The 12239-nt window shown below is 62.8% G+C and carries 13 protein-coding genes and 1 riboswitch; of the genes, 6 read left to right on the forward strand and 7 right to left on the reverse strand.

From position 1 onward, the window contains the following. Positions 1–84 precede the first annotated feature (84 nt). The 3 genes from rpmB to ACFJIU_RS29440 form a co-directional block, all read right to left on the reverse strand. The gene (gene rpmB, locus ACFJIU_RS29430) at positions 85–381 is read right to left on the reverse strand and encodes a 50S ribosomal protein L28 (RefSeq protein ID WP_379065973.1); all 297 of its coding nucleotides are present in this window, start codon (positions 379–381) and stop codon (positions 85–87) included. A 183-nt stretch (positions 382–564) separates the two neighbouring features. Further along, positions 565–966, reverse strand: coding sequence for a DUF1284 domain-containing protein (locus tag ACFJIU_RS29435; RefSeq protein ID WP_379065975.1), 402 nt, complete (start codon positions 964–966; stop codon positions 565–567). 57 nt (positions 967–1023) lie between these two features. Then, positions 1024–1605, reverse strand: coding sequence for a biotin transporter BioY (locus ACFJIU_RS29440; RefSeq protein WP_379065976.1), 582 nt, complete (start codon positions 1603–1605; stop codon positions 1024–1026). A 335-nt stretch (positions 1606–1940) separates the two neighbouring features. Here ACFJIU_RS29440 and ACFJIU_RS29445 point away from each other — a divergent pair, with 335 nt between their 5' ends. From ACFJIU_RS29445 to ACFJIU_RS29455, 3 genes are read left to right on the forward strand one after another with little or no spacing between them, the layout of a single operon-like run. Beyond that, positions 1941–2726, forward strand: coding sequence for a DUF3108 domain-containing protein (locus ACFJIU_RS29445; protein WP_379073266.1), 786 nt, complete (start codon positions 1941–1943; stop codon positions 2724–2726). Positions 2727–2755: 29 nt separating this feature from the next. Beyond that, a complete protein-coding gene (locus tag ACFJIU_RS29450) occupies positions 2756–3646 on the forward strand; it encodes a DMT family transporter (protein WP_379065978.1) in 891 nt (296 codons plus the stop codon). Next, on the forward strand, positions 3643–4317 hold the full coding sequence (locus ACFJIU_RS29455; protein WP_379065980.1) for a lysoplasmalogenase: 675 nt from the start codon (positions 3643–3645) through the stop codon (positions 4315–4317). The genes ACFJIU_RS29450 and ACFJIU_RS29455 overlap by 4 nt, the downstream gene beginning before the upstream one ends. A 41-nt stretch (positions 4318–4358) precedes the next feature. On the opposite strand, the gene ACFJIU_RS29460 is transcribed toward ACFJIU_RS29455, so the two are convergent. Both ACFJIU_RS29460 and gloB read right to left on the reverse strand, forming a co-directional pair. After that, the gene (locus ACFJIU_RS29460; RefSeq protein ID WP_379065982.1) at positions 4359–4778 is read right to left on the reverse strand and encodes a cupin domain-containing protein; all 420 of its coding nucleotides are present in this window, start codon (positions 4776–4778) and stop codon (positions 4359–4361) included. Between the two features lie 2 nt (positions 4779–4780). Continuing rightward, entirely contained in the window at positions 4781–5548 is a 768-nt protein-coding gene (gene gloB / locus ACFJIU_RS29465; RefSeq protein WP_379065984.1) for a hydroxyacylglutathione hydrolase, read from the reverse strand. Positions 5549–5802: 254 nt separating this feature from the next. Here gloB and ACFJIU_RS29470 point away from each other — a divergent pair, with 254 nt between their 5' ends. Beyond that, positions 5803–6585, forward strand: a complete 783-nt coding sequence (locus ACFJIU_RS29470) for a class I SAM-dependent methyltransferase (RefSeq protein WP_379065986.1) — start codon at positions 5803–5805, stop codon at positions 6583–6585. After that, the gene (locus ACFJIU_RS29475) at positions 6585–8459 is read left to right on the forward strand and encodes an ABC transporter ATP-binding protein/permease (RefSeq protein WP_379065988.1); all 1875 of its coding nucleotides are present in this window, start codon (positions 6585–6587) and stop codon (positions 8457–8459) included. The genes ACFJIU_RS29470 and ACFJIU_RS29475 overlap by 1 nt, the downstream gene beginning before the upstream one ends. 52 nt (positions 8460–8511) lie before the next feature. On the opposite strand, the gene ACFJIU_RS29480 is transcribed toward ACFJIU_RS29475, so the two are convergent. Then, positions 8512–10068, reverse strand: coding sequence for an MFS transporter (locus tag ACFJIU_RS29480; protein WP_379065990.1), 1557 nt, complete (start codon positions 10066–10068; stop codon positions 8512–8514). Positions 10069–10214: 146 nt separating this feature from the next. Between ACFJIU_RS29480 and ACFJIU_RS29485 the strand changes: the two genes are divergently transcribed. Then, positions 10215–11072 carry a LysR family transcriptional regulator gene (locus ACFJIU_RS29485; RefSeq protein WP_379065992.1) on the forward strand — a complete coding sequence of 286 codons (858 nt, stop codon included), beginning with the start codon at positions 10215–10217 and terminating at the stop codon, positions 11070–11072. A 38-nt stretch (positions 11073–11110) separates the two neighbouring features. Here the strand turns inward: ACFJIU_RS29485 and metA are convergent, their stop codons facing one another. After that, a complete protein-coding gene (gene metA / locus ACFJIU_RS29490; RefSeq protein ID WP_379065994.1) occupies positions 11111–12034 on the reverse strand; it encodes a homoserine O-succinyltransferase in 924 nt (307 codons plus the stop codon). Positions 12035–12083: 49 nt separating this feature from the next. Further along, a riboswitch (SAM riboswitch) is annotated at positions 12084–12161 on the reverse strand. Positions 12162–12239: the final 78 nt, after the last annotated feature.

A 12239-nucleotide genomic window follows, 5' to 3' on the forward strand; every position in this document is an offset into this window, starting at 1 on the left:
CGCATCCATCATTCGAGCATCGGATGTTCAAGCTATGCGCCAGCCAATCCGATGCTCAGGCGGTCGTCCCCCGCCCGAAATCAATCAGGCAGCGATCTCGCCGGCAGTCTTCTTGGCGATCTGCTTCTTCAGCAGGCGAGCGCGCTGCGACAGTTCCTTCACGTCGGCCTTGGCCAGGAAGGCGTCGAGGCCACCGCGGTGCTCGACCGAACGCAGTGCGTTGGCCGAAATGCGCAGGCGCACGTTCTGGTTCAGCGCTTCCGAGATCAGCGTGACATTGACCAGGTTCGGCAGGAAGCGACGACGGGTCTTGTTGTTGGCGTGGCTCACATTGTTGCCGGTCTGGACGGCTTTGCCGGTGAGTTCGCAAGCGCGGGACATTTTTGCTACCTTCAGTTCATACCGGCCAAACCTTCGAGCCACGCCAGATGGCGCGCGATGCTCTCGGCGGCCTTAAGGAAAAAGTTGGCGTTCCATAGTGCCATTTCGTGGGGGCGTCAAGCGTTGTTCGGCTTAGCAATCCGCCAACCAGCCGATGCAAGCTTCGATATCACCGGCATATGGCTATGCTTTTGCGCGCCGGTGGTCGAGCCTTACTTCACTGAATGCGGAATCGGCGATACCGCTGCACAGGTCGAACCATTCGCAGCCATGGCAAGCCTGTCGTGTGGTTCCGGCATGAAACGCCTCGCGCATGCGCTTTATCGTCGATGCATCGAGGGAAAAACGCTCGCCAACGCAGATCGGGCGACCGATCAAAGTCTCGACCGCATCGGCGGCAAGCTGATCGCGTTCAGGCACGGTGTCGCGGAAACAATGAGGGTCTGAGTCGGCCAGCAGCGGTTGGCAGATATCGTCAGGACCGGCGACGAGGAGCATGTCCTCGCCGCGGTTCAGTCGTTGCACCACCTTGTCATAGCCCTTGGTGAAGGCCTCGCTGTAGCCCTTGCCGACATAGGTCAGCATGCACAGCAGGTGGTGGCCGCGGATGCGGACGGTCACGTCAGCCCCGCAAAGAAGGTTTCAGAGCGAGATCTTGCCGCGGCGTACGGCTTCGATGGTCGCGGTCGCCAGGACGGCCTTCAGGATGCCGCCGAGCACGAACGGGGCGAAACCGAAGGTGTAGGCCTTTTCGGCACCGATCATGCCGGCCAGCACCAGCGTGCCGAAAACCAGGATGAAGGCGTTGCCCGCCAGCATCGCGACGACGTTGCGAACCAGACGGCCTTCGGCGGTCCAGCCACGCTCGGCCAGCCAGCCGACAAAAGCGGCGGCGATCGGGAAGGCGGCGAGGTAACCGGCGGTCGGGCCGGCAAAATAGGCGAGGCCACCGGCGCCGCCAGCGAGAACCGGGAAGCCGACGGCAGCTTCACCCAGCCAGGCGAGAACCGTGACGAGGCCGAGACGCCAGCCGAAAAGCGCGCCGACCAGCGTGACGGCGAACGTCTGCATGGTCATCGGCACCGGGAACATCGGCACCTCGATCCAGGAGGAGGCGGCGAGGAACAGCGTGCCGAGGAAGACGGCGGTTGCCTGGACGGCAACCGAACGGCCGGCGAGGCGCAAGGGGACGAAAGTGGTGGAAGTCGCGGCGGGAGCGTTCATCGGGCCTCTCCGGTCAAATTTTGGTTCGCCGGCTCTGCGGCATTTTGCAGGATGCATATTTCACAGGCTGATGGTGCAACGCAACAGCATTTGCGGCGTTGAGGGACAAGCCATGCTCGAGATCATCAAATGCCTTGACGGCGTCCCCATATATTCGCCGGATTTGCCCGCTTGAGAAGCTGTCAGAGCATGATCCCGAAAAGGTGCGGACTTCTCGGACGAGGATCATGCGGCAAGACAAAGAGACGGAGCGTTTCCGCGTTTCCGTGAAAAGACGGAAACGCTCCACGGAGATCCAGGCTGTTTCAGCCAACACTGAAAGGACCGACGTTTCGATGCCGCGCCCGACCCTTGTCCTTGCAGCCCTGCTTGCCGGCACAACCATGGCGACCTCCGCGGCGCCTGCCGCGGAAGCTTTCCACGGCGAATACACGATTTCCTTTCTCGGCATCACCGTGGCCCGATCAAGCTTCGACAGCCGCTACGAGGGCGACAAGTATACCATAGACGGCAGCGCCTCGGCGGCCGGACTGGCGCTGATCTTCGACGACACGACTGGCACGTTGACGGCATCCGGCCGCTTTTCGCGCGCCGGCATCCAGCCGCAGGCTTTCCGCGCGGACTATACCTCGGGCAAGAAAGTCTCGATGGTCGACATCCGCTTTTCCGCCGGCGCGGTATCGTCTTCCAAGGTACTGCCACCCCCCAAGCCACGCGGCGACGACTGGCTACCGCTCGATGCCGGGGACCTGAAGGGCGTCGCCGATCCGATCGGTGCTACTGTCATCCGTGCCGGCAGCCTCGATGAGGTCTGCGGCCGCACGGTGAAGATGTATGATGGCGAGATGCGCGCCAATCTGGTGCTGACGCCAGTCAGCAAGGGGAAAATGGCGGTGAAGGGCTATCAGGGCCCGACCGTGACCTGCCTGATGACGTTTCAGCCGGTGTCCGGCTATGCGCAGCGGCGCAAGGCGTTGAAGTTCCTGCGGGACCGTTCGAAGATCATGGTGACGTTTGCGCCGCTCGGCCAAACCGGGATATATGCGCCAATCCATGCCACGGTCGGCACGGAAATCGGCACGATCACCGTCAAGGCGCGACGGTTCGAGGCAAAGAGCTAGGCGCACGAAGATGCGCCATCGGAGGGGGCATGGCGCGCGCGACATTGATAGGCTTCTCGGCAGTGGCGATGTGGGCCTTGCTGGCTCTGCTAACCGATGCTTCCGGCACGATGCCGCCCTTCCAGCTTTCGGCAGTCACCTTCGCCATCGGCACCTGTGTCGGCCTCGCGGCCAGGCTGTTCATGCCGGCTGCCAAACCGGAGCCGATCCCGGCGATCGTGTGGGTGATCGGCATCGGCGGCTTGTTCGGTTACCATTTCTTCTACTTCACGGCGCTGCGCAACGCGCCGGCGGTCGAGGCGAGCCTGATCGCCTATCTGTGGCCGCTGCTCATCGTGCTGGGCTCGGCGCTGATGCCGGGTGAGAGGCTTGCCTGGAACCATGTCGCCGGCGCATTGCTCGGCCTGGCAGGCACCTTCCTGATTGTCACAAAGGGTGGCGGATTGGCCTTCGATCCCCGCTATGGCTTCGGTTATGCAATGGCTGCGGTGTGCGCGGTATTGTGGTCGTCCTATTCGCTTCTGTCGCGGCGCTTTCCATCGGTGCCAACCACCATCGTCACCTGGTTCTGCCTGGCGACATCGGTGCTCTCCCTGGTCTGCCACCTGCTGCTTGAGCAGACCGTATGGCCCGCAAATGCCGGCCAGTGGCTGGCCGTAATGGGTCTCGGCCTGATGCCGGTGGGGGCTGCCTTCTACGCCTGGGACATCGGCGTGAAGCGCGGCAACATCCAGGTGCTGGGGGCGGCGAGCTATGCGGCGCCGCTCCTGTCCACGCTGGTGCTGATCGTCGCCGGTTTTGCGGAACCCAGCCTGCGCATCCTTGCCGCCTGCGTGCTCATCACCGGTGGCGCCGTGCTGGCGGCGAAATCGTTGTTGTTCGGCAAGCGTCAGGCGGTCGAGAATGGAGCCGGCGCATGATGCCCTTTCCCGGTGGCATCGAAGCGACACCGAACGGCACGCTGATCTTCTCGATCGTGGCAGCGGTGCTTTATGCCTTCGTCCTCGACGGCGCGCCGTCGTGGAAACGTTCGGCTGCAAAGACACTTGCGACCGCGTTGCTCGCCGTGCTCGCCTACCTGCAAGGCGGTCCAGCGCTGCTTGTCGCCGCGCTGGCGCTTAGTGCGCTCGGCGACGCATTCCTGTCGCAAGCCGGTGACAGGGCCTTTCTCGGCGGACTGGGCAGTTTCCTCGCTGCCCATCTTGCCTATGTCGCGCTGTTCGCCGTCGCCGGCGATGGGTTGTCGGCGCTGACCGGAGCACCCTGGCACATCGTGGCAGCCCTGATCATGGCTGTTTTCGCGCTCGGCATGCTGCGCCTGCTGTGGCCGCATATCGGTTCGGACCTCAAAGTCCCGGTTGCTGTGTATGTCACCGCCATCTTCGCCATGGGCGTGACCGCGCTGACCACCAACAACGCGCTTGTCATCGCAGGCGCGGTCCTGTTCATGGCTTCGGACGCGCTTCTGGCGATCGAAAAGTTCCTGGCCGAGGCGGTGGAGCGGCATCGGGTCTGGATGCGCTATGCGGTATGGGGGCTCTACTACCTGGCGCAACTGGCGATCACGCTGGGCTTTCTTCTCGCAACCTAGCTCTCGAAAATCGTCATCGATTTTTCGGCAGGAAGGACGTGCTAGGAGGGCCGCCAGCCGGGCGCTGCCATTTCGAATGCGCCGAAATTGAAGCCCGGCGCAACGGTGCATCCAACGAGTGTCCAGTCGCCAAGGCTCGCCGCGGTCTGCCACCAGCCTGCCGGCACGACAATCTGCGGCCGTTGGCTGGCGACAAGGTCGACGCCCAGCACATGCCGGGTCACGCCGTGGCCCTCACGATGCAACGAGAGTTCCAGCGGAGCGCCGGCGTGATAGTGCCAGATTTCGGAAGCATCCTTGACCCGGTGCCAGACCGAGACCTGGCCGCGTTCGAGCAGGAAATAGATCGCCGTCGAAAAGCCACGTCCGCCTTGCGGCGCGTCACGAAAGGTCTCGACGTACCATCCACCTTCCGGGTGCGGCTGCATGTCGAGCGCCGCGACGATTTCCGCCGGCGTCATGGTCAGAACACGTCCTTGCGCTTGCGGATTTCGGCGAAGACCTCGGCGTCGCTGGCTTTTTCCATGCCGAGATGGCGGCGGATCGCCGGGTCGTGCCAGCGCAGGAACGGGTTGGTGGAGAGTTCCTCGCCGATCGTCGTCGGCAAGGTCGGCTTGTCCGTGGCGCGCAGTTTTTCGATTCTGGTGGCGCGCTCCTTCAGGGCCGAGTTGGTGGGGTCCACCGTCAGTGCGAAACGCGCATTGGACAAGGTGTATTCGTGGCCGCAATAGACCTTTGTGTCGGCGGGGAGTGCAGCGAGCTTCTTCAGCGATTCGAACATCACCGCGGCGGGCGCCTCGAACAGTCGGCCACAGCCGAGCGCAAACAGCGTGTCGGCGGTGAAAACGACGCTGGATTGCGGAAAATAATAAGAAACATGGCCGGCGGTATGACCAGGAGTGAAGATCACTTCGACCGTCTCTTCGCCCAGGTTGAAGCGATCGCCGCCTTTCACGGTGCGGTCGATGCCGGGGATCTTGGTCTTCTCGGCCTCCGGCCCGACAATCTCAAGATTGTAGCGCTGCTTCAGCGTCAGGTTAGCCTCGACGTGGTCGGTGTGGTGATGGGTGGTCAGGATGGTTTTCGGTGTCCAGCCGGTGCGTTTCATGGCGGCTGAGATGGAGGCTTCCTCCGGCGCGTCGACGAGAGCCACCGCGCCGCTTTTCGGCTCGCGCAGCAGAACGCCGAAATTATCCTGGCGGCACATGAACTGTTCGATTTCGATCGCCATCGCCGGTCTCCTCTGTCGCCCGCACAGATAGGGTGATCGGCCGTTCCTGTCACCCTCTAATGCATGTCGCGATCTTTCACATTCGCTCCTTGCGCAGAAGGTTCTTCATCTCCCGCATGTCGTTATCGCAAAACCGCCGCGCACTTTTGCGCGACATGCTTTAAAGATGCCGACGCGACCCTACTTGTCGGGAGATACGGTCATCAGCACCGCTGTTTGTTGACACCAGCCTTCCCGCAGATACGGTCCAGCCCATGCATTCGGATATTGTCGACCTGCGCTCCTTCTATGCCTCGCCGCTCGGACAATTGGCCGAGCGTTCGATCACCATGGCACTCTCGTCGATCTGGGCCTCCGTTCCCAATGAAAGGCTGGTCGGATTGGGCTATGCGCTGCCCTGGCTGGAGCGTTTCGGCACCGATGCGGAGCGGGCGCTCGCCTTCATGCCGGCCACGCAAGGTGCGGTAATCTGGCCACCTGCCGGCCCGTCGGCAACCGCCCTGGTCTTCGACGAGGAACTGCCGCTGGTCGATTCTTCCATCGACCGCATGCTGCTGATCCATTCCCTGGAGCATACGGAAAATCCACGCGAGACACTGAATGAGGTCTGGCGTGTGCTGGCGCCGGCCGGTCACGTCGTCATTGTCGTGCCGAACCGGCGCGGTGTGTGGGCGCGTTTCGAACACACACCGTTCGGCACCGGAAGGCCTTATTCGCGTGGGCAGATCGCGGAGTTGCTGCGCGAGGCGAACTTCACTCCGGCCGCCTGGTCGGATGGACTTTATTTCCCCCCCTCGCAACGCCGTTTCATGATGCGCTTCCAGTCGCTTTTTGAAAGCGCCGGACGGCGGATGTGGCCGATCTTCTCCGGCGTCATCGCGGTGTCGGCGCAGAAGCGGCTCTACCAGGGCGTGCCGGTGGTGCAACGCGCATCGCGCCGCGTCTTCGTGCCGGTGTTCTCCCCGCAAGGTGCGACACGGCTCGGCCGACAGGTCAACGAGGCCGATGGGTTGGGAGCTCGCGGAGCGCAACGGTGATGAGCGAGATATCCGGCACCACCGTCCAGGCTGAAATGAGCAGCCTTCGCGATCAGCTGGCCACGGTCCGGCAGGGGTTGAGCCTGTCGCCAGGGCGCCGTGCGCTGCTGATCTTCGGCGCTGGCATTCTCGCGATCATCCTCGCCACGGCCTACGGCCAGATCCTGCTCAATCGCTGGAACCAGCCGTTCTACGATTCGCTGCAACGGCGCGACTTGACCGCCTTTCTCGATCAGCTTGGCGTTTTCGCGATGATTGCCGGTGGGCTGCTCGTGCTCAACATCGGCCAGCAATGGCTCAATCAGCGCTTCCGCCTGAAGCTGCGTGAAGCGCTGACCATCGACCTGATCGAGGAATGGCTGAAACCGAACCGTGCGTTCCGCGTCGCCAATGCGGGAGCCATCGGTGTCAACCCTGATCAGCGCATGCAACAGGATGCCGGACACCTGTCCGATCTTTCGACCGATCTCGGAGTCGGTCTGGTGCAATCCTTCATCCTGCTGGTGTCGTTCGTCGGCGTGCTCTGGGCACTGTCCTCGGGGTTTGTCTTCAACATAGGCGGACATGCCATCGCCATTCCAGGCTACATGGTCTGGGCCGCGTTCCTCTATGCCGGGATCGCGTCCTGGCTGAGCTGGCTGGTCGGGCGACCGTTGATCGGGCTGAACAGCGACCGCTATGCACGCGAGGCGGACCTGCGTTTTTCCATGGTTCGCGTGAACGAGAACATCGATGCCATCGCGCTTTCGCACGGTGAAACAAGCGAGAAACGGCGGCTGGCGACGGATCTCGCCGCGCTGATCGCTTCGATCATGCGGATCTTCCGCGCTCAGATCAATCTGGGCTGGGTAACGGACACCTATGGCTGGATAACCGTGGTTGCGCCGATCCTGGTGGCGGCGCCGGTCTATTTCGCCGGCGACATCACGTTCGGTGGGCTGATGATGGCGGTTGGCGCCTTCAACCAGGTCCATTCCTCCCTGCGCTGGTTCGTCAACAACATCGGCGCCATTGCCGACTGGCGTGCCACGCTGATGCGGGTCGCCGACTTCCGCATGGCGCTGAAGGAGACCGATCAGTTGCATGGCAACGAGCAGCATATCGAGGTGTTCGAAACCGAGGACGGCACCATGGTGTTCGAGGACCTGATCGTCGGGGCGACCTCGGGCTGCTCGAGACTGGCGCAGAAGTCGGTGACGATCAAACCGGGCGAGCATGTGCTGATCACCGGCGACCCGAGTGCCGGCAAGACGCTGTTCTTCCGGGCAGTGGCCGGGCTGTGGCCCTGGGGAGCAGGGCGCATCGGCATGCCGGCAGGTGCCAATCTCGCCTTCGTCCCGCGCACGCCGTATTTTGCACCCGGCACGCTGCGCGAGGTGCTGGTCGACGGCGTCACGACTATCGACGATGCGAGCACCAGGCGTGTTCTGGCCGAGGCCGGTCTCGATCACCTCGCGCCGTCGCTTGACCGCCACGCCCGCTGGGACAGGGAACTCAGCGAGGAAGAACAGCGGCTGGTTGCTTTTGCCAGGCTCGCCCTGCAGAAACCGGACTGGGTGGTGATCGACGAAGCGATGGACACGTTCAGCGGCACGATCGCCAAGCGCATCTTCGCCATGCTGGGCAAGCATCTGCCCAAGGCGGGCATCGTCAACATCGGCCGTGGCCAGCACAACTACAACTTCTTCCCGCGCGCGCTCGAGATCATCAAATGCGCCGACCTGCCGGCGCTGCGACCGCCGCGGATAAGAGCGGGCGCGCTGGAGCCGCCACCGGTGATCCGCGCGCGCAAGCGCAACGGAAATGGCGTCAAGCGCAATGGCAACGGAGCCAGGCATGATCGCGATGACGAGAAGGTCGAGCACGTGAACTAGAGGTAAACCGTCCCGTTGTCGGCGGGACGGTTTACGAGCGGATCTTGCACGCTCAGAGGATATGCGATTCCGCGCGTGCTTCGGATGCCGAAATCGGCCCGGCCTTGCTGGAACCGAAGATGGCGAAGGACAGCGCGGCCAGGACCCATACGCCGAGGCCGCCATAAAGCATCACCCAGCCGAAACCTTCGACCAGAGCCGAGTGGACCACATCCGCCGGCACCGCCAGACCCGGCTGGCTGCCATCGTGCAATGCACTGGTGTTGCCGGCGGCAATCCTTTCGGCAATCGCACGCAGGTCAACCCCTTCGGTCGCGTTCGGCAGGCCCTTCTTCAGGCCGTGCAGGATGCCTTCGACAAGGACAAACCCCATTACCGCAATGTTGATGGCGAGCGCGATCAGGCGGGCGCTGGTGTCGATGCCCGAGGCCATGCCGGCACGGCTCGCCGGCACCGAACCGGTCGTCATGTTGGTGGCCGGCGTCGTGGTGAGACCGAGGCCGATGCCCGCGACGAGCGCACCGGGCAGCACCGTGAGGCCGCTTGCCGCCTCGGAAGCGGAACCCAGCCACATCAGGATGAAGCCGAGGCCGATGGTGAACAGGCCGAGCGGGATGACGATGCGCGCGTTGAAGCGCGCCAGCAGGTACTGGGCGATCGGCGGCATCACCAGGAAAGGCACCGTATAGGCCAGTACCGCGAGACCTGTCCTGGTGCTGTCATAACCCAGCCCGACCGAAAAATAGATCGGCAGGTAAATCATGAACGGCCAGTAGCTGAAGTTCATGCCGACGCAGCCGACGATCGCGCCGGAGAAGTCACGGATCCTGAAGACCGAGAAGTCGAACATCGGGTGAGTGTGGTAGCGTTCCACCAGCACGAATGCGATGAAGCCGACGATCGTGGCCGCGGCAATACCGAGCGCGGCCGGGCTCAGGAAGCCACCGAAGTCAGGGGCCTGGGTGATGTAGTAGGCGAGGCCGAAGACGGCAGCGCTGAGGGTGACAATGCCAAAGACATCGAGCTTCTTGGCCTGCGGATCGCGCGATTCGGTGACGCCGGCATAGGTGAGGACCAGGCAAAGAACCGCCAGCGGTGCGTGTACGAGGAAAACCCATTGCCAGGTGGACAAGGCGACGATTCCGCCGCCGATGATCGGTCCGAAACCGAGACCGATGCCTGCAATCACGCCCCAGATGGCGAAGGCCTTGCCGCGTTCCCTGCCATCCTGGAACTGATGCGAGAGAATGGCGATGGAGCAGATGAACATGGCGCCGCCGGCCATACCCTGCAGGAAGCGCGCGACGATCAGCAGCGAAGTGTTGGGCGCCAGCCCGCACATCAGCGAGGTCAGGCCGAAGGCCGCGACCGTAATGGCGAAGACAAATTTCCTGCCGAAGCGATCGGCGAAAGTTCCGGTCGCCATCAACACGGTGGTGCAGGCGATGGTGTAGGCGTTCATGATCCATTGCATGGCCTTGAAATCGGCCTGCAGCACACGCTCCAGCGTCGGCAGGATGACCGGTACGCTCGAAATCTCCAGGCCGAACATCAAGGCGGACAGGCACACGGCCGCCAGCACGAGACCGTTTGTATTGGGGGTAGGCATCAAAAACCTCCGGCGCCGGCGGAGGCGATGTCCACGCCCACGCCGCTCAATTGCGTTGTGAAATCCGAATTCCAGATAGTTGCAGCTTGAACATAAGAAAATGCGATGTAAATCTATTTCAGAGATAACAAATTGGTATGCTGACAATGTTGTCACTAGACGTCGAGGCCGTGCAGGCCTTTGTCATGGTTGCCGACCTTCAGAGTTTCACCCGAGCCGCCGATGCGTTGGGTACGACCCAGGCGGCGATCAGCGTGAAACTCAAGCGCCTCGAGGAGAAGGTTGGCCGCAAGCTGATCGAGCGCACGCCGCGTCACGTGCGGCTTTCAGCGGAAGGAGCGGTGTTCATCCAGCCTGCGCGTGATTTTCTCGTTGCGCATGACCGTGCCGTTGCCGGGCTCTTCTCCTGTGCCCGCCGTTTCGCGCTGGGCATCGCAGCCCACGTCGCCGGCCCGGAGGTGACGACCCTGCTGGCGCGGCTCAACGAACATGATCCCGCGCTGACCATCGAGGTACAGGTCGACAATTCGCGCAATCTGCTCGATGCGTTCGATCGCGGCGAGCTGGATGCTGCCATCGTGCGGCGCGAGGACGATCGTCGCGACGGCGAGGTCCTTGGGCCTGAGCATTTCGGCTGGTTCGCCGCTCCCAGTTTCCGTTGCCGGCCGGACGAGCCGATACGGCTTGCCGCCCTGTCTCCGGCATGTGGCGTGCGCGACATCGGCACCCATGCACTAGACGATGCCGGCATCGCCTGGACGGAGGTGTTCCTGGGCGGCGGCTCGTCGGTGGTGATGGCAGCTGTGTCGGCGGGACTCGCCATGGCCGTATTCTCCGAGCGGCTTGCACCGGTCGGTACTGTCGAAGTCACCCGCAGGTTCAATCTGCCGCCGTTGCCGTCCTCGGAAATCGTGCTGCATTCGACGCTGACCGATCAGCGTTCGCGCGATGCGCTGCGCACCATCGCCTGCGCCTTCCGCGAGCATCGCGCCGCAGCGGCATAGGCGGAAGCGCGCCTGTCAGGCGCGCTCCAGGCTACCGGTCAGCGCTTCCTGCCGATATTTTCCAGGTCGTAGGCGGTGGTCTGATAGACGCTGTTGATCCAGTTGCCGAACAGGAGATGGGCGTGCGAGCGCCAGCGGTTGAGCGGCGGGCGCCTGGGGTCGTCGTCCGGGTAATATTCGTGCGGCACCGCGATCGATACGCCGGCATTGACGTCGCGGTCGTATTCTTCCTTGAGCGACGTCGAGTCGTATTCGATGTGGTTGAACATGTAGAGCCGGTTGCCAGCCTGCTCGGCAAGCAGGCTTGGACCTGTCTCTTCCGAATCCATCAGCAATTCCAGGCCGGAACCCGCTGGAATGTCGGCGGTCCGCACCTCGGTCCAGCGCGAGACCGGAATCGCGAAATCATCCGAGAAGCCGGAGAGATAGGGAGAGGCGGGCGCGTTGTTGCGATGGCGGAAGACGCCGAACGCCTTCTCCTCCAGCGTGTGTTTCGGGACTTGATGGAAATGCCAGGCAGCGGCCATTGCCCCCCAGCAGATGAAGAACGACGAATGCACGTTGGTCTTCGTCCAGTCGAGGATGCGCTGCAGTTCGTTCCAGTAGGTCACATCCTCGAAAGGCAGCAACTCCACCGGCGCGCCGGTGATGATGAAGCCGTCGAACCTGCGATCCTTAACTTCCTCCCAGGTCTGGTAGAAGGTGATGAGATGTTCCTCGGAGGTGTTCTTGGCCTTATGGTTGCCGACGCGGACCAGGGTCAGTTCGACCTGCAGCGGCGTGGCGCCGATCAGCCGGGCAAACTGCGTCTCCGTCCTGATCTTGTTGGGCATCAGGTTGAGCAGGCCGATCTGGAGGGGACGGATGTCCTGGCGCAGGGCGGTCTGCTCGTCCATTATGGACACGCCCTCCTTGACCAGAACTTCACGGGCGGGGAGCTGATCGGGGATCTTGATCGGCACTTTGCGAACTCCAAAAAACAAAACCGGCATTGCTGTCGCAAAGCCGGTTTACGGATCGCAAACGGCCCTTTAGCGACTTATTTAACGTGGCTGCAAGCCGACCGGCCAAATCACCACGGATCGATGTCCTGCTAATACGCCGACCAAGCGATGGCGTCAATCGATGGTGAGGCGGGTCGCTCAAACGCTGGGCCAGGCGGTTCGG

It is taken from the genome of Mesorhizobium sp. UC74_2, assembly GCF_042701485.1.
In the GTDB taxonomy this organism is placed as follows: Bacteria; Pseudomonadota; Alphaproteobacteria; order Rhizobiales; family Rhizobiaceae; genus Mesorhizobium.